At 66.5% G+C, this 24,510-nt stretch carries 25 protein-coding genes; 14 read left to right on the top strand and 11 right to left on the bottom strand.

Features of this window, described 5'->3' with window-relative positions; all coding sequences use genetic code 11:
- Positions 1–16: 16 nt before the first annotated feature.
- Together BGO47_RS05120 and BGO47_RS05115 are read right to left on the bottom strand one after the other, a co-directional pair.
- Positions 17–2,182, bottom strand: a complete 2,166-nt coding sequence (locus BGO47_RS05120; protein WP_292709184.1) for an RNA degradosome polyphosphate kinase — start codon at positions 2,180–2,182, stop codon at positions 17–19.
- Positions 2,183–2,232: 50 nt separating this feature from the next.
- Positions 2,233–2,928 (bottom strand): response regulator transcription factor, encoded by a 696-nt coding sequence (locus tag BGO47_RS05115; protein WP_292709182.1) that lies wholly within the window; start codon positions 2,926–2,928, stop codon positions 2,233–2,235.
- Between the two features lie 79 nt (positions 2,929–3,007).
- On the opposite strand from BGO47_RS05115, the gene BGO47_RS05110 reads away from it, so the two are divergent.
- From BGO47_RS05110 to BGO47_RS05095, 4 genes are all read left to right on the top strand, one after another.
- The gene (locus BGO47_RS05110) at positions 3,008–3,298 is read left to right on the top strand and encodes a hypothetical protein (RefSeq protein ID WP_292709180.1); all 291 of its coding nucleotides are present in this window, start codon (positions 3,008–3,010) and stop codon (positions 3,296–3,298) included.
- Between the two features lie 254 nt (positions 3,299–3,552).
- The gene (locus tag BGO47_RS05105) at positions 3,553–4,164 is read left to right on the top strand and encodes an FABP family protein (RefSeq protein ID WP_292709178.1); all 612 of its coding nucleotides are present in this window, start codon (positions 3,553–3,555) and stop codon (positions 4,162–4,164) included.
- Positions 4,164–5,276, top strand: coding sequence for a folate-binding protein (locus BGO47_RS05100; RefSeq protein ID WP_292709176.1), 1,113 nt, complete (start codon positions 4,164–4,166; stop codon positions 5,274–5,276). Before BGO47_RS05105 ends, BGO47_RS05100 begins: the two co-directional genes overlap by 1 nt.
- Entirely contained in the window at positions 5,273–6,418 is a 1,146-nt protein-coding gene (locus BGO47_RS05095; RefSeq protein WP_292709174.1) for an FUSC family protein, read from the top strand. The genes BGO47_RS05100 and BGO47_RS05095 overlap by 4 nt, the downstream gene beginning before the upstream one ends.
- 14 nt (positions 6,419–6,432) lie before the next feature.
- Here BGO47_RS05095 and BGO47_RS05090 read toward each other — a convergent pair whose 3' ends face one another.
- Positions 6,433–7,254: a class I SAM-dependent methyltransferase gene (locus tag BGO47_RS05090; protein WP_292709172.1), complete on the bottom strand. Its 822-nt coding sequence runs from the start codon at positions 7,252–7,254 to the stop codon at positions 6,433–6,435.
- 106 nt (positions 7,255–7,360) lie between these two features.
- On the opposite strand from BGO47_RS05090, the gene BGO47_RS05085 reads away from it, so the two are divergent.
- Positions 7,361–8,110 carry a phosphoglyceromutase gene (locus BGO47_RS05085; protein ID WP_292709170.1) on the top strand — a complete coding sequence of 250 codons (750 nt, stop codon included), beginning with the start codon at positions 7,361–7,363 and terminating at the stop codon, positions 8,108–8,110.
- A gap of 79 nt (positions 8,111–8,189) precedes the next feature.
- On the opposite strand, the gene phoU is transcribed toward BGO47_RS05085, so the two are convergent.
- Positions 8,190–8,861 (bottom strand): phosphate signaling complex protein PhoU, encoded by a 672-nt coding sequence (phoU, locus tag BGO47_RS05080; protein WP_292709168.1) that lies wholly within the window; start codon positions 8,859–8,861, stop codon positions 8,190–8,192.
- 165 nt (positions 8,862–9,026) lie between these two features.
- Between phoU and BGO47_RS05075 the strand changes: the two genes are divergently transcribed.
- Together BGO47_RS05075 and BGO47_RS05070 are read left to right on the top strand one after the other, a co-directional pair.
- The gene (locus BGO47_RS05075; RefSeq protein ID WP_292709166.1) at positions 9,027–10,328 is read left to right on the top strand and encodes an ATP-binding protein; all 1,302 of its coding nucleotides are present in this window, start codon (positions 9,027–9,029) and stop codon (positions 10,326–10,328) included.
- Positions 10,325–11,008 (top strand): response regulator transcription factor, encoded by a 684-nt coding sequence (locus tag BGO47_RS05070; RefSeq protein WP_292709164.1) that lies wholly within the window; start codon positions 10,325–10,327, stop codon positions 11,006–11,008. The genes BGO47_RS05075 and BGO47_RS05070 overlap by 4 nt, the downstream gene beginning before the upstream one ends.
- A 77-nt stretch (positions 11,009–11,085) precedes the next feature.
- Here BGO47_RS05070 and BGO47_RS05065 read toward each other — a convergent pair whose 3' ends face one another.
- Positions 11,086–11,550, bottom strand: a complete 465-nt coding sequence (locus BGO47_RS05065) for a DNA modification methylase (protein ID WP_292709161.1) — start codon at positions 11,548–11,550, stop codon at positions 11,086–11,088.
- Between the two features lie 167 nt (positions 11,551–11,717).
- Here BGO47_RS05065 and BGO47_RS05060 point away from each other — a divergent pair, with 167 nt between their 5' ends.
- The gene (locus tag BGO47_RS05060) at positions 11,718–12,200 is read left to right on the top strand and encodes a CarD family transcriptional regulator (RefSeq protein ID WP_195692045.1); all 483 of its coding nucleotides are present in this window, start codon (positions 11,718–11,720) and stop codon (positions 12,198–12,200) included.
- A 31-nt stretch (positions 12,201–12,231) separates the two neighbouring features.
- Positions 12,232–13,431, top strand: coding sequence for a 2-C-methyl-D-erythritol 4-phosphate cytidylyltransferase (gene ispD / locus BGO47_RS05055; RefSeq protein ID WP_292709156.1), 1,200 nt, complete (start codon positions 12,232–12,234; stop codon positions 13,429–13,431).
- 17 nt (positions 13,432–13,448) lie between these two features.
- Here the strand turns inward: ispD and BGO47_RS05050 are convergent, their stop codons facing one another.
- Complete coding sequence (locus BGO47_RS05050) at positions 13,449–13,925, bottom strand: GNAT family N-acetyltransferase (protein ID WP_292709154.1); 477 nt, start codon at positions 13,923–13,925, stop codon at positions 13,449–13,451.
- Between the two features lie 93 nt (positions 13,926–14,018).
- On the opposite strand from BGO47_RS05050, the gene cysS reads away from it, so the two are divergent.
- Both cysS and rlmB read left to right on the top strand, forming a co-directional pair.
- Entirely contained in the window at positions 14,019–15,452 is a 1,434-nt protein-coding gene (gene cysS, locus BGO47_RS05045) for a cysteine--tRNA ligase (protein ID WP_292709152.1), read from the top strand.
- Positions 15,449–16,444: a 23S rRNA (guanosine(2251)-2'-O)-methyltransferase RlmB gene (gene rlmB, locus BGO47_RS05040; protein ID WP_292709150.1), complete on the top strand. Its 996-nt coding sequence runs from the start codon at positions 15,449–15,451 to the stop codon at positions 16,442–16,444. The genes cysS and rlmB overlap by 4 nt, the downstream gene beginning before the upstream one ends.
- 72 nt (positions 16,445–16,516) lie before the next feature.
- Here rlmB and BGO47_RS05035 read toward each other — a convergent pair whose 3' ends face one another.
- The 3 genes from BGO47_RS05035 to BGO47_RS05025 form a co-directional block, all read right to left on the bottom strand.
- Entirely contained in the window at positions 16,517–17,947 is a 1,431-nt protein-coding gene (locus BGO47_RS05035; protein WP_292709148.1) for an amidohydrolase family protein, read from the bottom strand.
- Positions 17,948–18,019: 72 nt separating this feature from the next.
- Positions 18,020–18,913, bottom strand: a complete 894-nt coding sequence (locus BGO47_RS05030; RefSeq protein ID WP_292709146.1) for an NAD(P)-dependent oxidoreductase — start codon at positions 18,911–18,913, stop codon at positions 18,020–18,022.
- The gene (locus tag BGO47_RS05025; protein WP_292709144.1) at positions 18,910–20,292 is read right to left on the bottom strand and encodes a Xaa-Pro peptidase family protein; all 1,383 of its coding nucleotides are present in this window, start codon (positions 20,290–20,292) and stop codon (positions 18,910–18,912) included. The genes BGO47_RS05030 and BGO47_RS05025 overlap by 4 nt, the downstream gene beginning before the upstream one ends.
- 126 nt (positions 20,293–20,418) lie before the next feature.
- Between BGO47_RS05025 and BGO47_RS05020 the strand changes: the two genes are divergently transcribed.
- The gene (locus tag BGO47_RS05020; protein WP_292709142.1) at positions 20,419–21,126 is read left to right on the top strand and encodes an SDR family NAD(P)-dependent oxidoreductase; all 708 of its coding nucleotides are present in this window, start codon (positions 20,419–20,421) and stop codon (positions 21,124–21,126) included.
- Positions 21,127–21,213: 87 nt separating this feature from the next.
- Positions 21,214–21,900 carry a helix-turn-helix domain-containing protein gene (locus tag BGO47_RS05015; RefSeq protein ID WP_292709140.1) on the top strand — a complete coding sequence of 229 codons (687 nt, stop codon included), beginning with the start codon at positions 21,214–21,216 and terminating at the stop codon, positions 21,898–21,900.
- Positions 21,901–21,936: 36 nt separating this feature from the next.
- On the opposite strand, the gene BGO47_RS05010 is transcribed toward BGO47_RS05015, so the two are convergent.
- Complete coding sequence (locus tag BGO47_RS05010) at positions 21,937–23,001, bottom strand: alcohol dehydrogenase catalytic domain-containing protein (RefSeq protein WP_292709138.1); 1,065 nt, start codon at positions 22,999–23,001, stop codon at positions 21,937–21,939.
- Positions 22,998–23,309: a Dabb family protein gene (locus BGO47_RS05005; RefSeq protein WP_292709136.1), complete on the bottom strand. Its 312-nt coding sequence runs from the start codon at positions 23,307–23,309 to the stop codon at positions 22,998–23,000. Before BGO47_RS05005 ends, BGO47_RS05010 begins: the two co-directional genes overlap by 4 nt.
- 143 nt (positions 23,310–23,452) lie before the next feature.
- On the opposite strand from BGO47_RS05005, the gene BGO47_RS05000 reads away from it, so the two are divergent.
- Positions 23,453–24,481: a 2-dehydropantoate 2-reductase gene (locus BGO47_RS05000; protein WP_292709134.1), complete on the top strand. Its 1,029-nt coding sequence runs from the start codon at positions 23,453–23,455 to the stop codon at positions 24,479–24,481.
- The last annotated feature ends 29 nt before the right edge of the window (positions 24,482–24,510 follow it).

Here is a 24,510-nt window from a genome sequence, read left to right as displayed (position 1 = left end):
ACGGTGAGAGTATCGGTCATCGCGTGACTCGCGCCCGCCGCCGGCTCTGCACATCGGCCATGGTTTGGTCCTGCAGATCGACGAGCTGGTTGCCCTGCTCGTCGAGGTGGTGACGCACCCACGTTCCGGTGGCATCGAGCCACCAGGAACTGGTCGCGCTGCTCATGGCGCGATCGAACAGGGTCATCAACTGCGCGAGATGAGCCGGTTCGCTCACCCGCACGAGCGCCTCGACCCGGCGGTCGAGGTTGCGGTGCATCATGTCGGCACTGCCGATGTAGATCTGCTCGTCGCCGCCGTTGTGGAACGCGAAGATTCGCGAGTGCTCGAGATATCTGCCGAGGATGCTGCGCACCGTGATGTTCTCGCTCAGTCCCGGCACTCCCGGCTTGATCGAGCAGATGCCGCGCACCCAGATCTCCACCGGCACACCGGCCTGACTCGCACGGTAGAGCGCGTCGATGATCTGCTCGTCGACCATCGAGTTGACCTTGATCCGGATGCGTGCGGGCTTGCCCTCGGCAGCATTGCGACGCTCGGCCTCGATGAGTCGCAACAGCCCCTTGCGCAGGTGCAGCGGCGCAACCAGCAGGCGTTTGAATTTCTTCTCGATCGCGTAGCCCGACAGCTCGTTGAACAGGCGCGTGAGGTCCCGCCCGACCTGCTCATCGGCCGTGAACAGCCCATAGTCCTCGTAGATCCGGCTGGTCTTGGGGTTGTAGTTGCCGGTGCCGATGTGGCAGTAGCTGCGCAGCGTCCCCTCCTCTTCGCGGATGACCAGGGCCAGCTTGCAATGGGTCTTGAGGCCGACGAGGCCGTACACGACGTGGACGCCGGCCTTCTCGAGCTTGCGCGCCCACACGATGTTCGCGGCCTCATCGAAGCGGGCCTTCACCTCGACGAGCGCGAGCACCTGCTTGCCGGCCTCGGCAGCGTCGATGAGTGACTGGATGATGGGGCTGTCGCCTGAGGTGCGATACAGCGTCTGCTTGATCGCGAGCACCTGGGGGTCCTTGGCCGCCTGGTCGAGGAATGCCTGAACGCTCGTCGCGAACGATTCGTACGGATGGTGGACCAGGACATCCCCGGTGCGGATGGCGCTGAAGATGTCAGAGCGCTCGTTGTTGTCGCCCGGCTGGAACGCGATAGCGGTCGTGGGAAGGTGCGGTTTGTACTTGAGCTCGGGCCGGTTCAGGCGGCTCAGGCCGAATAGTCCCCGCAGGTCCAGCGGGCCGGGAATGCGGTACACCTCCTGCTCGGTGATATCGAGCTCGCTGATCAGCAGCTTCAGTGTCAGCTCGTCCATGTCCTCGGTCACCTCGAGGCGGATCGGAGGGCCGAACCGGCGCCGCATGAGTTCTGCCTCGAGAGCCTGGATGAGGTTCTCGGTCTCGTCCTCTTCGATGACCATGTCTTCGTTTCGCGTGAGGCGGAACGCGTGGTGGTCCAAGACCTCCATTCCCGGGAACAGATCGCCGAGGTGGTTCGCGATGAGGTCTTCGAGCGCGAGGTAGCGCACCCGCTCGCCCTCTCGCGAGATCTCGACGAATCGGGGCAGCATCGGCGGCACCTTGAGACGTGCGAACTCCTGACGACCCGTCCGCGCGTTGCGGATGCGGATCGCCAGGTTCAGGGAGAGGCCCGAGATGTAGGGGAAGGGGTGGGCTGGGTCCACAGCCAGCGGCATGAGAACAGGAAAGACCTGGTCGTGGAAGTAGTCAGACAGGCGGGAGCGCTCGTCATCGCCGAGCGAGGCGAACGAGACGAACTCGACTCCGGCCTCCGCAAGCGACGGCGCGACGAGGCGGCTCCACGCGTCGGCGTGGCGCAGCTGCAGTCGATGCGCCTCTTCCGAGATATCGGCGAGCGCGTCTTCGGGAGAGGTGCCGATGTTCGTGGGCACCGCGAGTCCGGTGACGATGCGGCGCTTGAGCCCAGCGACCCGGACCATGAAGAACTCGTCAAGGTTGCTCGCGAAGATCGCGAGGAAGTTCGCGCGTTCCAGCGGCGGCAGACCCGGATCCTCGGCCAACTCGAGGACGCGCTGATTGAACGCGAGCCAGCTCAGCTCACGATCCAGGAAGCGGTCAATGGGCAGGAGATCATCGGCTGCTGCCGCTGAGTCGAAGTCGTCGTCATCTTCGTCGCCGAGCCCGGTGTCGAGAACCTCGTGGTCGATCATGGGTCCATCCTGTCAGCGCTACGTGACTCCCGCGTGAACAGTTTTCGTCGTCAGGCGTCGGCGCGCTCCCGCGGCGGCGGGGCGTCATCCTCGTAGACGTTGAAGCGGTACCCGACGTTGCGTACGGTGCCGATGAGCTGCTCCAGGTCGCCGAGCTTGGCCCGAAGGCGTCTGACGTGCACATCGACGGTTCGGGTTCCCCCGAAGTAGTCGTAGCCCCACACCTCGCTGAGCAGTTGTTCCCGGGTGAAGACCCGCGACGGGTGAGTGGCGAAGAAGTGGAGGAGCTGGAACTCCTTGTAGGTGAGATCGAGCGGGCGTCCGTGCACCTTGGCCGAGTATGACGACTCGTCGATCGTGATGCCCGAGGTCTGAATACGCGTGGAAACCTGTTCCTTCGCCATCCGGCCGATCGCCAGGCGCACCCGCGCATCGACTTCAGCCGGACCCGCCGTGACCAGGATGACGTCATCGACGCCCCAATCCGGCGAGACGGCGGTGAGGCCGCCCTCGGTCACGATGAGGATGAGCGGGACATCCAGCCCCGTCGTCCCGAGGATCTTGCACAGCGACTTCGCTCCCACGAGATCGGTGCGGGCATCCACGAAGACGATGTCGGCGCTGGGTGCGTTCACCAGCTGCGCGGGTTCTGCGGGGATCTGGCGAGTGCGATGACTCAGCAACTCGAGCGCGGGCAGAGCTGGCCCACCGCCTGGGGCGGAACTCAGAACCAATAGCTGTGCCACGCTGACATCCTCCCGGTGCCGGAGGCGCACCGCGCCCCTCAGTTTAGGGTGTCCTCCGCGGATAGGAGACAATGGGGCGATGGACCTGCCACCGCTTGCTCCACGCCGTGCCTTCGGCGGGATCGTCACTGTCTGGGTGGCCGCCGCTGTCGCCGGCGCGATCATCGGCTTCTTCGTGCCTGCCGAGTGGCGGATCGCCTGGCTCGGCGTAGCTCTCGGGTTGTGTGTCGTGTTGGCTTTCGCGGTGCAGCTGGCCTACGGGCGATCTCAGGCCTTCGTCGAGCGCGTCGCGCTGAGCACCCTGGGTGCGGCGATCGTGCTCGGTGTGATCAGCCTCGGCTTCGGGCTCGCCTCGATCGTCCCGCGATAGCGGGGGCTGAGACCGAGACACCCGAGCCTGCGTGAGACACTCCGTCACGCGCGGTGTTCCGACGCATGTTGCGTGTCTGACGTGTCTGGAGCGCGGTCCGGTCGGGCGCGGCGAATCCGGGATAGACTGGGTCTATGGACCTGGTAGCGCTCGAACTCTTCTTCGTGGGCCTTCTTGCGCTCGCGTCGCTCGCGATCGTGTTCGTCTCGGGTGTCGTCGTGAAGAATCTGTACCGCGGCCAGCGCTGACGCGCCGTGATCGATCTTCCCACCGACCTCCCCGCCGAGCTTGCGCCACTGTCGTGGCTGGTCGGCGTATGGGAGGGCAGCGGTGTCATCGACTACGACACCGACGGCACGCACTTCACCGGTGAGTTCCATCACCGGGTGAGTTTCAGCCACGACGGAGGCGGCCACCTCAACTACTCGGCTCAGGCGTGGCTGCTGGATGCCGACGATCCTGCCGGGCCGCGGACAGCCCTGGTGAGCGAGACCGGATACTGGCGGCTGGCGATTCCCGCGACCGACGCCGTTCCCGGCCCCGGCCTTCTTCCGGCAGCCGCCACAGGTTCGCCACTGACAGTCGACGATGTCGAAGCCCTTCGGACCCCCGAGGGAGGATTCGAGATCGAGGTTTCGCTCGTGCACTCCGACGGCGTGTGCGAGCTCTACCTCGGGCAGATCCGCGGCCCCCGCATCGACATCGCCACTGATGCCGTCATCCGCACCGCATCGGCGAAGTCGTACTCCGCAGCGACCCGGATGTACGGGCTGGTCGACGCTCACCTCCTGTGGGCCTGGGATATCGCGGCGCTCGGCGGTGCGCTCGCTTCGCACGCCTCAGCGCGGCTCGCGAAGGTCGACTGATGGCATCCGCGTTCGAGCGGGTCCCGGGTGCTGTGGTCGAGGACGGCATCCTGATGCACGTCGGTAACCCCCTCGTCGAGCAGCGCCGACTGGTGCGAGGTGACGCTGTCGCTCCGCTCGAGAATCGCTCAGCGGTCAGCGTGACCGGACCCGACCGGCTCGCGTGGCTCGACTCGATCACGTCGCAGGCTGTGGCCGGGCTCGTACCGGGAGAAAGCAGCGAGCTGCTCATTCTGGATCCGAACGGCCACATCGAGCATGCCGCCGGAATCATCGACGATGGCGAGACCGCCTGGCTCCTGGTCGACTCCGCGGATGCCGAACCGCTGGTGGCCTGGCTGACGAAGATGCGGTTCCGGATGCGGGTCGAGATCCGGCTCGTCGATGAGGTAGCCGTCGTCGGCGCGGCCTCACCCGACACGGCCGGGCTTGCAGCGTTCTCGCCCGCGGGCGTTCCGCTGGTGTGGCTCGACCCGTGGCCGGGCCTCACGGCCGGCGGGTACGGGTACGCGGTGGGTGAGCATCCGGGGCAGGCGCGGGAGTGGGCCGAGATCATCGTCGAGGCTTCCGAGCGCGACCGGATCGCGGATGCTGCGGCGGCGGGCGAGGTGACGCTGGCCGGCCTACTTGCCGTCGAGGCGCTGCGCATTGCCGCGTGGCGCCCGAGCTGGGCGCGCGAGGTCGACGAACGTTCCCTTCCGCACGAGCTCGACTGGCTGCGAACATCCGTGCACCTGAGCAAAGGGTGCTACCGCGGCCAAGAGACTGTCGCCAAGGTCCACAACCTCGGTCACCCTCCCCGACGCCTCGTGGCGGTGCACCTCGACGGTGCCGACAGCATCCTGCCGCCGCCGGGGTCCGAGGTTCGCGTCGCGGGTAGCGAGGTGGGTGTCCTCACCTCCGTCGCCCTCCACATGGATGACGGACCCATCGGACTGGCTCTCGTGAGACGCACGACTCCCGACGGCGACGCGACGGTCGAGACGGCGGAGGGCGCTGTCTCCGCCCGGCTCGAGACGATCGTCCCGCCCGAGGCCGGTGCTGCAGCATCCGTGCCTCGGCTGCCTCGGCTCTCCCGGCGCGCGAGCGCCGCGGCGCCGTCCGGGTCGTGAGCGCGGCGCAAGACCCGGGCTCGCCCCGCCCGGCGGCACCCGACGAGACGGCGCCCCTGACCCTCCCGATTCGGGTGCGCTGGTGGAGTAGGTTCAGCCCGCGGCCGGGATGGATGCGGTTGCGTGCGTCATCCGTCGCCATCGTCCAGATCGTCGTCGCGGCAACGGGAGCGTATGCCTTCGCCACATATATCCTCGGACACCCGGCGCCACTGCTTGCCGCGACGGTGACAGTTTCGAGCCTCGGGCTCGTCCGAGACGCTCGGCCGCGTCGCGTGCTCGAGACCGTGATCGGCATGATCATCGGCATCCTTGTGGCCGAGGTGCTGCTCCTGGTCGCCGGCTCCGGCTGGTGGCAGCTGGGCCTCGCACTTGCCGCAACCCTCGCCGTCGCACGCTTCCTCTCACCCCAACCGGGGTTTGCGATAGCTGCGGCGATTCAGTCGCTTATCGTCATGATCATCCCGACGAGCTCCCCGATGCTGCGCCTTATCGACGGAGTCGTCGGTGGAATCGCGGCGCTGCTCGTGACGGCGTTGATCCCGCGCAGCCCGCAACGCACCGAGGTCGCCTCCGGTGAGGTGTTGTTCACGCGCTTCCAGAGCGCGACCGACACGATCATCAGGGCCCTGCGACGGGGCGACCGCGTCCGTGCGCAGCGGGGGCTCGAGAAGGCCCGGGCCCTGCAGGCTGACATCGACGACTGGCGGCTGACGCTCGAATCGGGCATGGGGATCGCACGGATCTCGCCGTTCCTGCGCTCGCAGCGGCATGAGATCGCGCGCCACCAGCGCATCTGGCAGGCGATGGACTTCGCCTGCCGCAACCTTCGGGTGATCGCTCGGCGCACGGTGTACCTCGTCGATGATCGGCAGCCTCGCCCTGTCGCTGCCGATCTGTTGGCCGACCTCGGCCGCGGGGCAGATCTCATCGCCCAGTCGTTGCGTGACATTTCGCTGGAGCCGGTAGCCCGTGAGGCACTCCGCGCTGTCGCGGTGCGGCTGGATCCTGCCGTGGTGCTTCCCGATTCGACGCTGGGGGATCAGAACCTCGTTGCGGCGCTTCGGCCCCTTGCCGTGGATTTGCTCACCGCCGCGGGCATGTCGGGTGAGGACGCCGCGCACGCCGTCCCACGCATCTGATTCGCCCGGTGGGCTCAGCGCGGCGAGACCGATGCCCACGGGACGGTGATTTCGCCCAGCCGCCACCGATGACGTCCGACAAGCGGCCAGCCCGCGTCGAGCATCGCCTGCAAGCTTGCGCGCCAGCGCTGCACGGGCGAGAACGTCGACAGCGGTGCGGCCCGCTCCCACTCGCGCGTGAGATCGGCGAGGAAAGTGTGGATCCGCTCACCGGGGACGTTCCGGTGGATGAGTGCCTTCGGGAGACGCTCGGCGGCGATCGCCGGTGAATCGAGTCCCGCCAGCCGCAGCGACACCGTGAGGGAGCGAGGTGCGGCATCCGGCCCGATGACGACCCAGGTCACGACGCGCCCGATCTCATCGCAGGTCCCTTCGACCAGCAATCCGTCTGGCGCCAGGCGACCGGCCATGAGCGACCACGCCGCCGCGACCTCGGACTCGTCGTACTGGCGCAGGACGTTCAGGGCGCGGATGACGATCGGACGCCGGGGCGTCGGGATCTCGAAACCCCCTCGCGCGAACGAGACCCGGGTGTCAGGGTCAAAACTCGTGAGACCCGCGCGGACCGCCCGCAATTGCTCGCGTGCCCGCTCGACGCGCTCCGGGTCGATCTCCAACCCCACGACATCAATGTCGGACCTGACCGGCGACAGCCGCGCCGCCAGCTCCAGCGTCGTGGTGCCGGTGGCGCCGTACCCGAGATCGACGACCAGGGGCTCGGATGCGTCACGGAGCACCGGATGCCGCGCAATCCACCGGTCGACGCGACGCAACCGATTCGTGCCCGTCGTCCCCCGCGTGGGGCGCCCGGTCGGCGCGGAACGAGGAGAGGGCACGCCCCCATGATGCCAGCGCTCCGAGCGTTCCCGGTGTGCAGCGAGGGGAGCTTTCACGGCCTCCCTCGCGACCGTCGCGACACCTCGCCCCGATATCATGAGGGCCATGACCGAGCCATACACGTTGATCCTTCTCCGACACGGCCAGAGCGAGTGGAACGAGCTGAATCTCTTCACTGGATGGGTCGATGTGCGGCTCACTGAACAGGGGCAGGCCGAGGCCCGCCGGGGCGGCGAGTTGATGGCCGCGCAGGGCATCCTTCCCGACGTCCTGCACACGTCGCTGCTGAGCCGCGCCATCCAGACCGCCAACATCGCGCTCGATGCCGCCGACCGTCTCTGGATTCCCGTGAAGCGCACCTGGCGCCTCAACGAACGTCACTACGGCGCGCTGCAGGGTAAAGACAAGGCGCAGACCCTCGAAGAGTTCGGGCCCGAGCAGTTCATGCTGTGGCGTCGCTCGTTCGACGTGCCGCCGCCGCCGCTGGATGATGACAGCGAGTTCAGCCAGGTCCACGATCCGCGGTATGCCGGGATCGATGGTGAGGTGCCGCGCACCGAATCCCTCAAGCTCGTCATCGATCGCATGATGCCCTACTGGGAGAGTGACATCGCGGCCGACCTGCGTGCGGGCAAGACCGTCCTCGTGACCGCGCACGGCAACTCGCTGCGCGGCCTCGTGAAGCACCTCGACGGCATCAGCGACGCCGATATCGCCGAGCTCAACATTCCGACCGGCATCCCGCTGGTCTACAAGCTCGACGAGAACCTCGTCCCCCTCGGTCCCGGCGAGTACCTCGACCCCGAGGCTGCTGCCGCCGGTGCAGCTGCCGTCGCCTCCCAGGGCAAGAAGTAGCCGCCTGGCGGTAGAAACCACAAGAGCGGATGCCCCGCGTGAGGCATCCGCTCTTGTGGTCAGTGCGTGATGTGGGGAACTACTCTCCCGAGCTGGACCCGTCGCTGGCGTAGAACTCGCCGCCTTCAGCCAGGTACTGAACCTTCTTGGCGACCGAGACGGCGTGGTCGACGAAACGTTCGTGATAGCGGCTCGCGAGGGTGGCATCCACCGTCTGCGCGGGCTCGCCCGACCAGCTGTCGCTGAGGACCTTCTCGAAGACGCTGACGTGCAGATCGTCGACCTGGTCGTCGATGTCGCGGATCTGGTCGGCGAGCGCCAGGTCTTCGGTGTCCAGGAGCTGCGTCAGCTTGCGGGCAGCTTCGACATCGAGTTCGCCCATCTTCTGGAACGTCGACTTCAGACCCGAGGGGATGGCGCGCTCGGGGAAGCGCAGGCGCGTCAGCTGAGCGATGTGCTCGGCAATGTCGCCCATGCGCTCGAGCGAGGCGCTCACCCTCAGAGCCATCACGACGATCCGCAGGTCACGGGCAACGGGCTGCTGGCGAGCCATGATCTCGATGGCGATCTCGTCCAGTTCGTGGGCCTTGTCGTCGATCTCGGCGTCTGCCGCGATCACTTCTTCGGCAAGGGCGACATCGCTGGTCTTGAACGCCGTTGTCGCCTTCTCGATCGCAGTGGTGACCATCCCGGAGATCTCGACGAGACGGTTCTGCACATCTTCGAGCGACTGGTGGAAGACTTCGCGCATTCCGATCCCTTTCGTGTGTTGTCGGCCGGCAGATGCCAGACGACCCAGTGATTCTCGCCACCGAAGGTTAACGGACAGTGCCGCTCCGGTGAATAGTGACGCGCCCGAGGCTGGCGCGAGTGCCGCTCGCGAGGCCGTCGTCCGGGCCGCCCGTACGCTGTTTCCATGCAACCTGCGCAGATCGCCCTTCTTGGCCTCCTCGTCGGGCTGCTGATCGGCGCGGGCCTGGCTACCGTTATCCTGCTGGCGCTGCGGGCACGCGAGCGCGCCGAGTACGGGGCGGGCATGGATGTTCCCGAGGGAGCGCGAATCGTGCTTCGCGGGCTCGACGATCCCGCTGTCGTCCTCGACTCGGCCGGAGTCATCATTGCGGCGTCGGCATCCGCGGCACCGTTCGACCTGACCGAGGGACGGATGCTTCCCACACCCGAACTGCGCGGTGTCGCCCGCCGCGTCAGCGATGCTGACGCCGCATCCAACGCGACCTTTCGTCTTCGCCGCGGCACCGGCCCGGGGGAGTCGCGCCTGGTCACCGTTCGGGCGACGCCGCTCACGGCCCGGCTCATGCTGCTCGTGCTGCGCGATATCACCGAGAAGGAGCGGGTCGAGCAGATGCGGCGTGACTTCGTCTCCAACACGAGTCACGAACTCAAGACACCGGTCGGGGCAGTGAGCTTGCTGGCCGAGGCGATCGAGTCGGCATCCGATGACCCCGCCCAGGTCCGGGTGTTCGCCTCACGCTTGTCTGCCGAGGCGACGAGGCTCGCAACCCTCACCTCGCGCATCATGAACCTCTCACGCCTGCAGGCAGCCGACGAGCTCAACGACGAGCGCGACGCCTCGATCGATGAAATCATCGCGTCTGCCGTCGAGGCTCACGCTGTCCAGGCCGACTCGGCAGGAGTGCAACTCGTCCGCGGGGGCACGCGGGGACTGTTCGTCCGCGGCGATGCCCAGGTCCTGAGCGAAGCAGTGGGCAACCTCATCGCCAACGCCATCGCATACTCCCCGAAGGGGTCGAGCGTCGGCATCGGTGTCAAAGCGGCAGACGGTGTCGTCGAGATCGCGGTCACCGACCGGGGCATCGGAATCTCCGAAGAAGACCAGGACCGTGTGTTCGAGCGGTTCTACCGCGCAGATCAGGCGCGTTCGCGCCGCACCGGGGGAACGGGGCTCGGCCTGGCGATCGTCAAGCACGCCGTGCAGCGCCACGGCGGTGACGTTCGCCTCTGGTCGCGCGAGGGCCGCGGTTCGACATTCACGATCCGGCTCCCCCTGATCGATTCTCCTCACGACGAGCCGCCTCGAAAACGGGCCCGCAAGGAGAAGAAGGTCAAGAAGAAGGCCAAACTACAGGGCTCGGATGCCGTGCTGACCAACCGCGTGGTCGCCGCTGCGCCGCACGTGACCGCTGCGCCGGACAGAAGTGGCATCGATGCCCGAGAAGGAAACGGAGAAACCGCATGACTCGCGTCCTACTTGTCGAGGACGAACCCGACCTCGCCGACCCGCTCGCGTACTTGTTGCGCCGGGAGGGCTACGAGGTCGAGATCGCCGAGGACGGAGCCACCGCCCTCGCCTCATTCCGTGAGCTGGGTGCCGACATCGTGTTGCTCGACCTCATGCTTCCGGGGATGCCCGGAACGGAGGTATGTCGGCAGTTGCGCGCCTCGTCGTCGGTTCCGATCATCATGCTCACCGCGAAGGATTCCGAGGTCGACATCGTCGTGGGGCTCGAACTCGGCGCCGACGACTACGTGACCAAGCCCTATTCGGCGCGGGAGTTGCTCGCGCGGATGCGTGCAGTTCTCCGCCGGCTCTCCACCGCCGAGGCCGACCTCGACGACCGCATCCTCGAAGGGGGTCGCGTGACCCTCGACATCGACCGGCACACGGTCTCGGTGGATGGCGGTGAGATCAGCATGCCGCTGAAGGAATTCGAGCTTCTCGAGGTGCTCATGCGCAATGCGGGCCGCGTGCTCACACGTGGTCAACTCATCGACCGCGTGTGGGGAACCGACTACTTCGGTGACACGAAGACCCTGGATGTCCACATCAAGCGCATCCGCTCACGCATCGAGAAGAACCCGAGCGACCCGACCATGCTCGTGACCGTCCGCGGGCTCGGCTACCGCTTCGAGTCCTGAAGAGCCTCGGCATCCGGAAAGACGTCGGCCCCGCGCTCGACAGAGGCGGGGCCGACGTCGTGTCGTTCGGGGAAGACTTACGGCACGAACGGCGCGAGGTACTCGAGTTCGCCGCCCAGCACCGGAACCGAGACGACCGAGGTCACCCCATCACCGGACTGGAAGGATGCCGACAGCGTGGCTCCGGGAGGCGTGTCCAGCCCGCGGATCAGGATGGGCTCTGCATCCTCGCCGAGGCTTTTGACGGAGCCTGCCGGGACGATGACCTGCTCGGTGACGCCATCGGCGAAGTCGATGTGTACGACGTAGGTCTCGTCAGTGTTGTTGATGAATGCGGCGAGGAAGTTGCCCTCGGTGCCCTCGTCGTTCGCAACGATCACCGTGTTTCGGATCTGCACGGGACCTGACTCGTCCGGGACGTTGGTTCCTTCGGCTGCCGAATACTCGATCGTCGTCGCGTGCGCGGAGATCAGGCTGCATCCTGAGGTTCCGAGGACGAGGGCGGTGCCCACAACGAGCGACGCGATGAGGCGCGATTTCACGGATCCTCCTTGAGCGGATGACGGCTTCACGATGCATTCTACGGGGTTGCGAACCGCCGGCTTACGCCTCGCTGAAGCTCGGGACCACCGGGACGAGCGCATGGGTGGCGAACTCTAGCGTATGCGCCCTGTGGTATTCTGGAGTTTGCCGAAAGGAACATAACTCCATGCTTTTTGAGGTTGGCGAGACGGTTGTCTACCCGCACCACGGGGCCGCAACAATCATCGAGGTCAAGGAACGCGTCATCAAAGGCGAGACCAAGAAGTACTTGAAGCTCAACGTCACTCAAGGCGATCTGATCATCGAGGTCCCGGCGGAGAACGTCGACCTGGTCGGCGTCCGTGATGTGATCGGCAAGGACGGTCTCGAGCGCGTCTTCGATGTTTTGCGCGCCCCGTTCACTGAGGAGCCCACAAACTGGTCGCGCCGCTACAAGGCGAACCTCGAGAAGCTTGCGTCGGGTGATGTCATCAAGGTGAGTGAGGTCGTGCGCGACCTGTGGCGCCGTGATCAAGACCGCGGGCTGTCGGCCGGTGAGAAGCGCATGCTGGCCAAGGCCAAGCAGATTCTGATCTCAGAGCTGGCTCTGGCCGAAAAGACCGACGAAGAGAAGGCAAGCGTTCTGCTCGACGAGGTTCTCGCCTCCTGAGTGGGTGGTGCCGCGCTGTAGCGTGGCATCCGTGAGCATCATCCCGGTTCCCCGCGTCGCCGTCATCGTCGTCGCTGCTGGGTCGGGTACCCGGCTCGACGCAGGCGTTCCCAAGGCCTTCGTCGGGCTCGACGACCACACGATCCTGCGCCATTGTCTGCGCGGCATCTTCGAGGCGCCACCGATGCAGGTCATCGTCGTCGCGCCCAGCGGCCGCGAAGGCGATGCGCTGACGGATGCCGACGAAGCCGCTGGAGAACGACGAGACCTCGTGACCGTCGTCGCCGGTGGGTCCACCAGGCAGGCGTCCGTCGCTGCTGGCCTGAGCGCACTGTGGGGCGACATCGAGTATGTCCTCGTGCACGACGCTGCGCGGGCCCTCACGCCACCCGATGTTTTCGACCGAGTGATCGGCGCTCTCGAGGCCGGCGCCGCCGGCGTCGTCCCGGTCATGCCTGTCGTCGACACGATCCGGCAAATGGATGGGGAGACCATTGTGGGCGTCGTCGACAGGTCTCGTCTGTCGGCGGCGCAGACGCCGCAGGGATTTCCCCGCGGGATTCTGGAGGCTGCATACGCTGCTGCGGGCGAGGAGTTCACGGATGACGCGGCAGTTGTCGCCGCGTCCGGTCACGCGATCACGACGGTCCCCGGTGACGCGATCGCGTTCAAGATCACAACACGAGCCGACCTCGAGCGCGCCCGCGCCCTCGTTTCGCCCCTTCCGCACTCCACTGTTTCGGCGGGCACCCCGGTGCTGCCGCGCGTGGGCATCGGAACCGATGTCCACGCCTTCGGCGGTGACGGATCGCTGTGGCTCGCCGGGCTCGAGTGGCCGGGGGAGCAGGCGCTGTCTGGGCACTCTGACGGAGACGCGGTGGCCCATGCGATCGTCGACGCGCTGCTGGCGGCGGCAGGGCTCGGCGACATCGGCACCCACTTCGGCACCGACCGTCCGGAGTACCACGGAGCCCACGCTGAAGCCTTCTTAGGTCGGACTCTCGCGCTGCTCGGCGAAGCAGGCTTTCGTGTCGGTAACGTCTCGGTCCAGGTTCAGGCGCGCAGGCCCCGTTTTGCCGGCCGACGCGCAGAAGCGGAGGCTGTGCTCTCCCGGGCTCTCGGCGGTGCGCCAGTGTCGGTCTCGGCCACAACGACTGACGGGCTCGGCTTCACCGGTAGCGGCGACGGAGTCGCGGCCTTCGCCGTGGCGCTGGTGGTTGCCGCGCGCTAGCCTGACGCCATCCGTTGCTACAGCTGCTTCGTCATGAAGACGGAGTACGGGTCAAGCACATAACTGCCGAACGGTTCGCAGCGTGCAAAGCCCGCAGACTCGTACAGTCGCTGCGCGGGCAGGAATTCCGGCGTCGAGCCCGTTTCGAGCCACAGCGCCGACATTCCGACCCGGCGCGCCTGGTCGATCAGGTGCTCCAGCATCGCTCGCCCGACACCCGTGCCGCGGTGATTGTCTGCGACACGCATCGACTTGAGCTCGCCGTTGGTTGCATCGAGCTGCGCGAGCGCGCCGACGCCGGCCAGCTCGCCGGCGACCCACGCCGACCACACCTGGACAGAGGGCTGCTGAAGCCCGCCGAGGTCCAGAGCGTGGCAACTCTCCTCGGGCGAGATCGAGCGCATGTCCGACAGGTGAGCGGCGATCAGAGCTCGGGTCGGCTCGCCGCTGAGGTCATCGAGTCGGATCTCGAGCGCTGCGGAGGAGGAGGGCACGTCCCCAGTTCTACCCCAGACCGGAGCCTCTCCGGCGCAGCGTCTGTATGTCACCGGGGCGGTTTCTGAGGACCCCGCCGGTAGGCTGAAGGGATGACGGATGCGGTGACGGCTGAGGGGCGGGGTGCCCTGCAGCTCTACGACACCCGCGCCCAGCAGCTCCGCGTTTTCACGCCGCTGGATCCGGGCAACGTCACGGTCTACGTGTGCGGGCCCACCGTGCAGTCCGGGCCGCACATCGGCCACCTTCGCGGCGCACTCGCCTTCGACATCCTGCGGCGCTGGCTGACCCAGCGCCACGGCCGCGTGACCTTCGTGCGCAACGTCACCGACATCGACGACAAGGTGCTGGCCAACGCTACCGACTCCGAACCGTGGTGGGCGCTCGCCTACCGGGTCGAGCGGGAGTTCGCCGCCGCTTACGCTGCGATCGGCATCCTCCCGCCGACCTACGAGCCGCGGGCCACTGGATCCATCCCGCAGATGATTGCGCTCATCGACCAGCTGATCAGTGCGGGTCACGCCTACGCGGCTGAGTCCGGATCTGATGCTGCTGGAGACGTGTACTTCGATGTGCGCTCGTGGACTGCGTATGGAGAGCTGACGCGCCAGTCGATCGATGACATGGCGCCGGCTGTCGATGCCGACCCACGGGGTAAGCGCGACGTGCGCGACTTCGCGCTGTGGAAGGGCGCGAAGCCGGACGAGCCCACGGATGCGACGTGGGATTCCCCGTGGGGGAGGGGGCGCCCCGGGTGGCACATCGAGTGCTCGGCCATGGCGCGCCGCTATCTCGGCGACCAGTTCGACATCCATGGCGGTGGCCTTGACCTGCGCTTCCCGCACCACGAGAACGAACTCGCCCAGTCCAGCGCAGCAGGCGACGGATTCGCCCGCTACTGGGTGCACAACGGACTGGTCACGGTCGAGGGTCAGAAGATGTCCAAGTCGCTGGGAAATTTCGTGCTGGCGCGGGATGTCTTGGACGAGCACGATCCCCTCGTCGTGCGCTATGCCCTGGCTGCCGCCCACTATCGCTCGAACCTCGATCTCTCGCCCAAGTCCTTCGACGAGGCCGAGGCGGCTCTTGACCGCATCCGTACCTTCCTCGAGCGGGTGGGGCGGCACGGTGACTACGGCTGGTTCTCGTACGGCAATGAGACGTTCGCGGCAGCGATGGATGACGACCTCGGTGTTCCGCAGGCCCTTGCCGTCGTCCACGAGCGAGTCCGCGAGGGCAACACCGCCCTCGACGCCGGCGACACCGAGAGGGCACGAGCGCTGGCGGGAGAGGTTGCCACTCTGACAGGCATCCTCGGACTCAACCCTCTCGACCCGCAGTGGGCATCGGGATCGGGCGCGGAGGCCCCGGCGCTCGACGCTCTGCTGCGAGAACTCATCGAGCAGCGCGCTCGCGCACGCGCAGACAAAGACTGGGCCGCGGCTGACCGCATCCGCGACGCGATCGCGGCTGCCGGGGTAAGCCTCGAAGACGGCCCCGACGGAACGCATTGGAGCATCGCATGAGCAAGCCAGGGCGCCCCGGCGCACGCAAGTCCACCAAGAAGGGTGCAACAAAAGGCACCGGGGGCCTCGGACGCAAGTCGCTCGAGGGCAAGGGGCCGACGCCCAAGGCGGAGGACCGCAGCTGGCACGTTGCCGGCAAGCGGAAGGCTGCCCAGGAGCGCTACGCCGCCGCCGGTGGTACGGGGCGACCTGGCGCGCGCGTCGCGGGCTCCAACCCGAACCGCGGTGGTCGGCCCAAGCAGAACGACGATACCGAGACGGTGACCGGTCGCAACTCCGTCCTCGAGGCGCTGCGGGCGCGCATCCCCGCCACCGCCTTCTACATCGCCCAGCGGGTGGAGATGGATGACCGCGTCAAAGAGATGCTCTCGATCGCAGCGCACCGAGAGATTCCCGTGCTCGAGGTCACGAGACCCGAGCTCGACCGGATGGCGGGCTTTGACGGCGTGCATCAGGGCGTGGCGCTCAAGGTGCCGCCCTACGAGTACGCGCACCCGCAGGACCTGCTCGAGAAGGTGATCGCGACGGGTCAGCTGCCGCTGCTGGTCGCGCTGGACGGCGTGACCGATCCGCGAAACCTCGGCGCCATCATCCGTTCGACCGCCGCCTTCGGCGGCCAGGGTGTCATCATTCCGCAGCGCCGCTCGGCAGGCGTCAACTCGGCGGCGTGGAAGACATCCGCTGGAGCGGCAGCCCGCATTCCGGTGGCCATCGCCCCCAACCTCACGACAACGCTCAAGGAGTTCAAGAAGCAGGGCGTGTTCGTGCTCGGCCTCGATGGTGATGGTGACGTGTCGCTTCCCGCGCTCGAGCTTGCCGATCGTCCCGTCGTGATCGTCGTCGGCTCGGAGGGCAAGGGGCTCTCGCGCCTGGTGACCGAGACGTGCGACCAGATCGTGTCGATTCCCATCTCGGCGGCCACCGAGTCCCTGAACGCCGGAATCGCGGCATCCGTCGCGCTGTACCAGGTGTCGACCCTGCGAGCCGAGTAAGCCGCGCCGAATGAACACAGCGGCGGCGCCGAGATCGACGCCGCCGCTGTGCGGACCGAGTGCTGGGCCGTATCAGTCCTTCTTGTACTGATACGGGTTGTACAGAACCTCGGCCTCGGGGATCTCGGGGAACTGTCCGGCGATCCAGTCGTCACCGACCTCGCGTTCCAGGTACGAGACGGTGTCTTCGAGCTTGGCCTTCACGCCCGGCAGATCTCCGGCGACGAGGACTCCCTCGGACTTGACGATTTCGCCACCGACCAGCACCGTGTGCACGTCACCGCGCTGTGCCTGGTAGACGATCTGACCCCACGGGTTGATGAGCGGCGCCCAGGTGGCCGACGCGTCGTTTTTGAGCAGCACGACGTCGCCGAGCTTGCCCTTCTCGAGTGACCCGATGAGGTGGTCCTTGCCGATCGCAAGGGCTCCACCGCGGGTGGCCATGTGAACGACTTCCTCGGCGCGGAGCTTGACATGAGTCACGGTCTCCGCGGGTTCGAGCTGGTGGGCGTGGTAGTGCTCCAGGGCACGGTCCGCGTTCACGGTGGCGCGCATTGCCGAGAACAGGTCAGCGCTGAACCACACGCTCGTGTCCACCGACAGCGATGCGGGAATGCCGTAGCGCCTCAGCTGATGAACCGGTGGGTAGCCCTGGCCGCACGTGTCCTCGGATTCCGTCGCGAGAGAGACGTTTCCGCCCGTCGCCGCAATCTTCTGGTAGGACTCCGCCGACAAGGATGCCGCATGAACGTACGTGTAGCCCTCCTTCATGACACCGGCGTGGTACGCATTGCGGATGCCCCAGTCGTTGGTCGCGCCCCACACCCCGGCATGGGTCGTCACGGGCAGCCCGAGCTCTTCGGCCACGCGGTACGCGGCAAGCTCAGGGAACGCGTCGTCCTGGTTCGGTACGTCGAAGGCGATCTGCGTGCCGAACATGCGGGAGTCATCCCGTGAGCGAACCAGAAGATCTTGGATCGCGGGGTCGGCCGTCCACTCCCAGGGCGAGCCGGCGAGGTTGCCGTAGGCGAAGACAAAGCGACCCGGTGAGGTTGCCAGCGCTTCGAACGCGGCTTCGCCATGGTCGATCGTGCGCAGGCCGTGCGACCAGTCGACGCTGGTCGTCACGCCGGATTCAACGGCGTCCAGCGCCGAGATCAGGTTGCCCGCAGCCACATCCTGAGGGCGGAACTTCATCCCGTGCTGCAGGTAGTACCACACGAAGTACTGGGTCAGAGTCCAGTCGGCACCGTAGGCGCGCATCGCGGTCTGCCACATGTGACGGTGGGTGTCCACCATCCCTGGCATGACGATGCCACCTTTCGCATCGATCTCGAACGTGCCATCGGGAACGGCGAGGTTCTCTCCCACCTCGGCGATCTTGCCGTCGACGACGAGGACGTCCCCGTTCGGCAGGACTGTATGGGCATCGTCCATCGTGACGACGATGCCCCGCCGGAACACGACAGGCTGTCCGGGTTGGGGCAGCGGGCTCTCGGGCATTGACGCTCATCCTCCTTGATTTGCGGTCGGTGCTCCCAATAAAGCACTACTGGACACGGTTGTCCAGTATCACTATTCAGTGGCTGTGCCTCCCGGGATCGGGACATCCCGACGGCTCACTTCTGCGATGGCGCTCCAGTCCAAGTCCTTCAGGTCGTCGTGAGCAAGGGCTGCTTCGAAGACGGCGGTGAGGGCGGGAAGTGTGGCGGGGCTGACGCCTACCGATCGCGCAACCTGCTCCGCGAGATCGAGGTCTTTACGCCCGAGCGCAATATGGAAACCGGGCGGGGAATACCGCTGTGCCGCGATGATGTCGCCGTAGCCGCTGTATGCTACCCCGCCGAAGAGGGTGCTTGAGAGCAGCTCCGTGAAGGTCTCTGCGGGCACTCCGAGCCGTTCGGTCATGGCAACTGACTCGCCGATTGCCTGCATCGCATGGATGATGTTGTAGTTCACGGCTGCCTTGACCGCATTGGCCACCGCCGGTCGCTCGCCCAAGATCCACACGCGCTTTCCCATGACATCCAGATAGGGCTGGATGTCGGCGACGGCGTCGGGGCTGCCGGCGACGAGGATATTGAGTTCGCCCTCCGCGGCAACCGATGGGCGTCCCAGAACGGGCGCAGCAACGTACGTCCCTCCCGCTGCGGTCACGTGGTCAGCCAGGCTCGCTGCCAGGTCGGGGCTGATCGACGCCATAGCGACATGGATCCGCCCACCCAGAACGGCGATGCGGTCCTGCGTCATCACAGCCTGCATCGCCTCGTCGTTGGCGAGCATCGAGAACGAGATCGCGCATGCGAGTGCATCCTCGGGAGCGTCGACCCCGACGGCTCCGCGAGACACCGCAGCCGCAACGGCGTCGGGCGACCGGTTCCAGACGCGAACCTCATGCCCGGCGTCGATGAGACGGCTCGCCATGGCCGATCCCATGGAGCCGAGCCCGAGGAAGCCGATGGTACTCACGCTTCGCCGCGTCCCCAGACGGTATTACGATGCGACTGCGAGTCCCGGTTGAGGTTCAGTGGCCCGTCGATCGTGTAGTAGCGGCGCCCGGCGACGATCAGTTCCTCCGCGGGGAACTTCGTAATGACCTCGCATCCGTCGGCAGTCACGACGACCTCTTCCTCGATACGCGCTGCACCCCATCCGTCGGCAGCGGGCCAGTACGTCTCCAGTGCGAAGACCATACCTTCCTCCAGGACTTCGGGGTGATCGAAGGACGTGAGTCGCGAGAAGATCGGCTTCTCCCAGATCGACAGTCCCACGCCGTGGCCATACTGCAGGGCAAATGCCGCCATCTCGTCGGGGAAGCCGAACTCCTCAGCGCGAGGCCAGACGGCGGCGATGTCGGCGGTCGTCGCGCCCGGGCGGACGAGGGCGATCGCACGGTCCATGTACTCGCGGGCGCGAGTGTACGCGTCCTTCTGGGCCTGGCTCGCCGACCCGACGGCGAACGTGCGGTAATAGCACGTGCGGTAGCCGTTGAAGCTGTGCAGGATGTCGAAGAACGCGGGATCTCCCGGGCGGATCAACCGGTCGCTGAACACATGCGGATGCGGCGAGCAGCGCTCCCCGGAGATGGCGTTGACCCCTTCGACGTACTCGGAACCGAGGTCGTAGAGCGTCTTGGCGACGACCCCGACAGCCTCGTTTTCGCGGACGCCGGGCCGGAGGAACCGGTAGAGCTCCTCGTAGGCGGCATCCACCATGCTCGCCGCCTGCGTGAGCAGTCGGATCTCGTCGGAGGTCTTGATGCGCCTGGCCTCCATGAAGACCTGCTGTCCGTCAACGACCTCGATCCCCTCTCGTTGGAGAGCGATCAGGACGGGCATCTCGATGACGTCGACTCCGAGCGGTTCCTTCGCGAGGCCGAACTTCTCGAGTTCGCGCTTTACTTTTCGCGCGACATCCCCGGCCAGGTCAGCGTCCGGGGGGAAGGCCCCGCGCAGGGTCGAGATGCCTGCCCGAGCACCGCTTTCGAGCCGGGGCCGCTTGGCGCCCTCGTGCGGTGAGTGGGGGTCGGCGTCTGCCTCTGCCGACGTGACATCAAGCCAAGGGTTGTAGAGCGCGTGGTGCTTGGCCGCCGAGCCGAAGTCCCACACGATCGGATCGGTCTTGCGCGTGAGCAAGGCGAATCGAATGAGCTTGTCCATCGCCCACGTGCCGATGTGCGTGCCGCTCATGTACCGGATGTTGGAGAAGTCGAATGCAAGCACCGCTCCGAGATCGGAGCGCTCGAGCTCCGCGTGCAAGCGCGCGAGGCGCGCATCGCGAAGCCGTTCGAAGTCGACGCGCTGCTCCCAATCGACAGCGGCGGTACCCGTCGTTCCCGTGCTCTTCATTGAGGCTCCCTCCGTCAGCGGCGTGCTTGACATCGACCCGTGGGTCGAGTTCACTCAAGTAAAGCCCTACTGGACACTGATGTCCAGTTGCACTTGGTTGGCGCGAAGAGAGCGTGAGGAAAGACCGTGAGTGAACGGACCATCGTCGTTGTCGGCGGAACATCCGGCATTGGACTCGAGATCGCCAAGGACTGTCTCGCGCGGGGAGAGAAGGTCGTCATCACGGGACGCGATCTCGGCCGCACCCAGGAGATCGCGCGCGGCCTCGGCGAGGGCGCGATCGGTGTAGCTCTGGACATCTCCGAGCCGCACAGCATCGCAGACCAGCTCGCCGGCATCGACCGGGTAGACGGGCTCGTCCTCGCGGCTATCGAACGGGATGCCAACTCGATCCGCGACTACGACATCGATCGTGCGGTCCGCCTGGTCACTCTCAAACTTGTCGGGTATTCGGCAACCGTTCGAGCGCTCCTGGACCGGATGGCGCCGACCGTCGACACGGGGATCGTGCTGTTCGGTGGACGCGCGAAGGATCTGCCGTATCCAGGGTCGACCACCGTCTCGTCCATCAACGGCGGCGTCACGGGCCTGATCAACACCCTGGCGCTCGAACTCGCCCCGATCCGTGTCAACGCGATCCATCCGGGGATCATCGGCGACAGCCCGTTCTGGGCATCCAAGCCCGAAGGTGTCTTGGAGCAGTACGAACAACACACTCCGGGGGGCAAACTCGCGACGATGGCCGATGTGGTCGATGCCACCCAATTCCTGTTGCGCAACCGAGGCGTTTCGGCGGTGAACCTGCCGGTCGACCGCGGGACGGTGCTGATGTAGGACGCGGCGGTCCACGGCTGTGCGTAGGTCCTGCCCTAGAATGAGCGGACGTTCGCGGCTGACCAGTGGCTGCGCTGGTGGGAGATCATGACCGAGGGCCTGGGAGCCAAGCTCCGCGAGGTGCGCACTGCGAAGGGCATGAGCCTTCGCTCGCTGGCGCAAGCTCTCGGCGTATCGGCGTCGCTGATCTCGCAGGTCGAGATCGGCAAGACGCAGCCGTCGGTCTCGACGCTGTTTGCCATGGCCAACCACCTCGGAGTGTCGTTGGACGAGCTGGTCGGCAACGTTCCCACTGCGGGTCCCTCACCCGTTGCGCCAGTTCCCACACCACCGGATGCGTCAACTGTCCGGCGCGCTGCCGAGTACCCGGTGATCGAGATGGAGAACGGCGTTCGCTGGGAGAAGCTCGCCAGTGTTCCCGGAGGTCCTGCCGATGCGCTGCTGGTGACATACCAGCCCGGCGCCAGCAGTTCCGTGGAGGACCGGCTCATGCGCCACGCGGGAGTCGAGTACGCGTACCTTCTCGAGGGCGAGCTCACGCTGCAGCTGGATTTCGACACCTACGTGCTGCACCCGGGCGATTCCCTGAGCTTCGACTCGATGCGGCCGCACCTGTTCGTGAACCACTCGGACAGCATTGCCCGAGGGGTCTGGTTCGTATTCGGGCGGAGGCCGCACAACGAGGCGCTGCCAGTAGCCCCCGGGGTCACATCCCAGCCCGGCGCGCCGGCATCTGCCGTTGATGTGCTGCGCGCAATGGAACGGCTGCCCTGACGTAGATGACTGCTGGGCTGGTCCCCTGCGTCAGGCCTATGAGTGGCCGTGAACGGCTGCTCTGCGACCCTCGGTCCACGGATCGATCAGTGTCTTGACTTGGCCCGGCGCGCCGCTGAGCAGCGGCTGGAGTGCTCCGTTGACGACCTCATCCAGGGGGAGGACGTCAGCGGCCACATCCGTCCAGTCGCCGCGCGCAGCAAGCAGCCGAACTGCTTCGGGGATGTCGTCCCGGTACACGTGAGCCACGGTGCCGACGATCGTGTATTCCTGCAGGGTCCACGAGCCGAGCGGCAATGCCGGCTCGCCGCGCTGGATGCCGACGGGAACGATCGTTGCGCCGGGGCTGGCAGCGTCGAGGACTGACGCGAGTCCCGGCGCAGACCCGGACACCTCGAAGAAGACGTCTGGGACAATCCCGCGTTCGCCCAGTGCTTCGCGCAGGCTCTGACCTCCCGCCTGGACGGTGTCGGCAGCGCCGAGAGCTCGCGCCAGTTCCAGTCGCGGTGCGTTGAGGTCTGTCACCAGCACCCGCGCGCCCGTCGCCGCCGCCGCGTATGTGATGAAGGCACCGATGCCACCCACGCCGACGACAACGGCATCCTGGCCCGGTTGCAGGCCGGATCGCCGGACCGCGTGTACGGCGATCGCCATCGGTTGCGCGAGGCCGAGCGTGTCGAGGGTCAGCCCGCTGGCTGAAGCATCCCAGACGATCTCGGCAGGGCAGACGACGTACCCGGCGAGGCCCCCGTTGTGGTGGAAGCCCAAGGTTGTGTACGACGTGCACAGGTTCGTGCGCCCCGAACGACACATCTTGCACTCGCCGCACGAGAGACCGGCGCCGCAGACGACGGTTGCGCCGACCGTCAGCTCGGAGACTCCGGGACCGACCTGCTCGATGGTGCCGGCGAACTCATGACCGAGGGTGACCGGCGGCCGGGCGAGCACCAGCCCGCGTCCGAACTCCGTGGCATCTGACCCGCAGACACCGCACACCCCGACCCGGATGAGCACCTCGCCGGGGCCCGGGGAGGGGATGGGAACATCGTCGATGCGAAGGTCATGCACATCGTGCAGGACTGCCGCGCGCATGGCGTTCATGCCAGGCTGCCCTCGGTCAGCGGAAGCTGCGCGGCCGCGCGGTCGGCGAGCATGCCACCCATGAGGTCGGCATAGACCTGAGCATGCGCTGGGTGGTCAAGGTACGCATGCAGGCCCGCCTCGTCATCCACGACCGCGGCGACGGCGTAGTCCATTCCGCCGGGGCGCAGATGGAGATTCGGACCTGCGACATAGGACCGCAGCTCGGGGATCTGTGCCGCCATCGCGGTCAGGGCCGCCGTCAGCCGGTCGATGTCCTCGTCGGTGACGCTGTCGACCCATCGGAAGGATGCGAGGTGGAGGATCATGCTGTCCGCTCTCTACGCTGATAGTGTCCAGTATTAGTGAACACTAGCAGTCTATGGTGACCTCTTCGAGGCCTCCAGGGCGCAAATGTACGCCGCTGCTGTATCGTGCGAGTGTTCCGGCGCAGGTGACGGGAAGGTCAGTGATGACAAGAATCGCGGTTGTAGGTGCTGGCGCCAATGGCTCATCGATCGGTGCTGACCTGATCGGCGCGGGCGAGGACGTAACGCTCATCGAACAATGGCCAGCTCATGTCGAGAAAATGCGGGTCGATGGGTTGCAGATCATCAGCCCCGAGGGTGAGATTCATGTCCAGCCCGATGTGCGTCACTTCTGCCAGGTGGCAGAGCTTCGCGATCGCTTCGATGTCGTCCTGATGCTCGTGAAGGCGTACGACGCCCCGTGGGTGAGCACACTCATTCAGCCTTACCTCGCCGACGACGGCATCCTGGTCGGTGTTCAGAACGGGATGACTGCGGGAGTCATCGCTGAAGCCGTGGGGCCCCAGCGCACGCTCGGCTGTGTTATCGAGTGCTCCGCGACGATGACTGACCCGGGCGTCGTGCATCGACACACTCCCGCCTCTCGCTCGTGGTTCGCCGTCGGCACCCTCGATGAGCGAGGGCCGGCTCACCGCATCCCGGAGCTGGCTCGGATCCTTGGGCTGTCGGGCGCCGTCGAGGTCTTCGATGACATACTCGCGGCGAAATGGATGAAGCTCGTGAGCAACAGCACCCTGCTCGTAACCTCGGCGATCCTGGGTCTCCCGATGCTCGACGCTCTGCACACGCCGGGATTTCGCGACGTGATGATCGCCGCGGGCAACGAGGCATTGACGGTGGGGGCTGCTGAGGGCCACTCGGTTCTGCCCATCTTCGGTTTGGACGCCGACGAGATCCGCGATCCGGGGCGGATCGTGGACATCATGACCGACAAGCTGTTCGCGAGCTTTGTCGTACCCGGCGCCACCACCACGGTCCTACAGGACTGGCGAAAAGGGCGCCGGAGCGAGGTCGATGACCTCAATGGGCACGTCGTGGCGCGCGGGGCTGCTCACAGCATCCGTACCCCCGTCAACGCCCGGGTCGTCGAGCTGGCCCACCGGATCGAGGCAGGAGAGATCTCGCCGGACCTGTCGCACCTGGCGACGATGCGCGAAGCGCTCGACCAGTGATGCTGCCGCTGCCTCGCCGTGTGCCGGCG

Origin of the sequence: Microbacterium sp. 67-17 (genome assembly GCF_001898325.1) — a bacterium.
GTDB lineage: Bacteria > Actinomycetota > Actinomycetes > Actinomycetales > Microbacteriaceae > Microbacterium > Microbacterium schleiferi.
The sequence above is the reverse complement of the archived record's forward strand: the minus strand, read 5'-3'. Positions and strand labels throughout refer to the sequence as shown.

Excerpts from the sequence above, each read along its gene's own strand:
- BGO47_RS05120 (WP_292709184.1), bottom strand. The coding sequence starts at position 2,182 with ATGATCGACCACGAGGTTCTCGACACCGGGCTCGGCGACGAAGATGAC.
- BGO47_RS05110 (WP_292709180.1), top strand. The coding sequence starts at position 3,008 with ATGGACCTGCCACCGCTTGCTCCACGCCGTGCCTTCGGCGGGATCGTC.
- BGO47_RS05100 (WP_292709176.1), top strand. The coding sequence starts at position 4,164 with ATGGCATCCGCGTTCGAGCGGGTCCCGGGTGCTGTGGTCGAGGACGGC.
- BGO47_RS05085 (WP_292709170.1), top strand. The coding sequence starts at position 7,361 with ATGACCGAGCCATACACGTTGATCCTTCTCCGACACGGCCAGAGCGAG.
- phoU (WP_292709168.1), bottom strand. The coding sequence starts at position 8,861 with ATGCGCGAAGTCTTCCACCAGTCGCTCGAAGATGTGCAGAACCGTCTC.
- BGO47_RS05075 (WP_292709166.1), top strand. The coding sequence starts at position 9,027 with ATGCAACCTGCGCAGATCGCCCTTCTTGGCCTCCTCGTCGGGCTGCTG.
- BGO47_RS05070 (WP_292709164.1), top strand. The coding sequence starts at position 10,325 with ATGACTCGCGTCCTACTTGTCGAGGACGAACCCGACCTCGCCGACCCG.
- BGO47_RS05060 (WP_195692045.1), top strand. The coding sequence starts at position 11,718 with ATGCTTTTTGAGGTTGGCGAGACGGTTGTCTACCCGCACCACGGGGCC.
- cysS (WP_292709152.1), top strand. The coding sequence starts at position 14,019 with ATGACGGATGCGGTGACGGCTGAGGGGCGGGGTGCCCTGCAGCTCTAC.
- rlmB (WP_292709150.1), top strand. The coding sequence starts at position 15,449 with ATGAGCAAGCCAGGGCGCCCCGGCGCACGCAAGTCCACCAAGAAGGGT.
- BGO47_RS05035 (WP_292709148.1), bottom strand. The coding sequence starts at position 17,947 with ATGCCCGAGAGCCCGCTGCCCCAACCCGGACAGCCTGTCGTGTTCCGG.
- BGO47_RS05025 (WP_292709144.1), bottom strand. The coding sequence starts at position 20,292 with ATGAAGAGCACGGGAACGACGGGTACCGCCGCTGTCGATTGGGAGCAG.
- BGO47_RS05015 (WP_292709140.1), top strand. The coding sequence starts at position 21,214 with ATGACCGAGGGCCTGGGAGCCAAGCTCCGCGAGGTGCGCACTGCGAAG.
- BGO47_RS05010 (WP_292709138.1), bottom strand. The coding sequence starts at position 23,001 with ATGAACGCCATGCGCGCGGCAGTCCTGCACGATGTGCATGACCTTCGC.
- BGO47_RS05005 (WP_292709136.1), bottom strand. The coding sequence starts at position 23,309 with ATGATCCTCCACCTCGCATCCTTCCGATGGGTCGACAGCGTCACCGAC.
- BGO47_RS05000 (WP_292709134.1), top strand. The coding sequence starts at position 23,453 with ATGACAAGAATCGCGGTTGTAGGTGCTGGCGCCAATGGCTCATCGATC.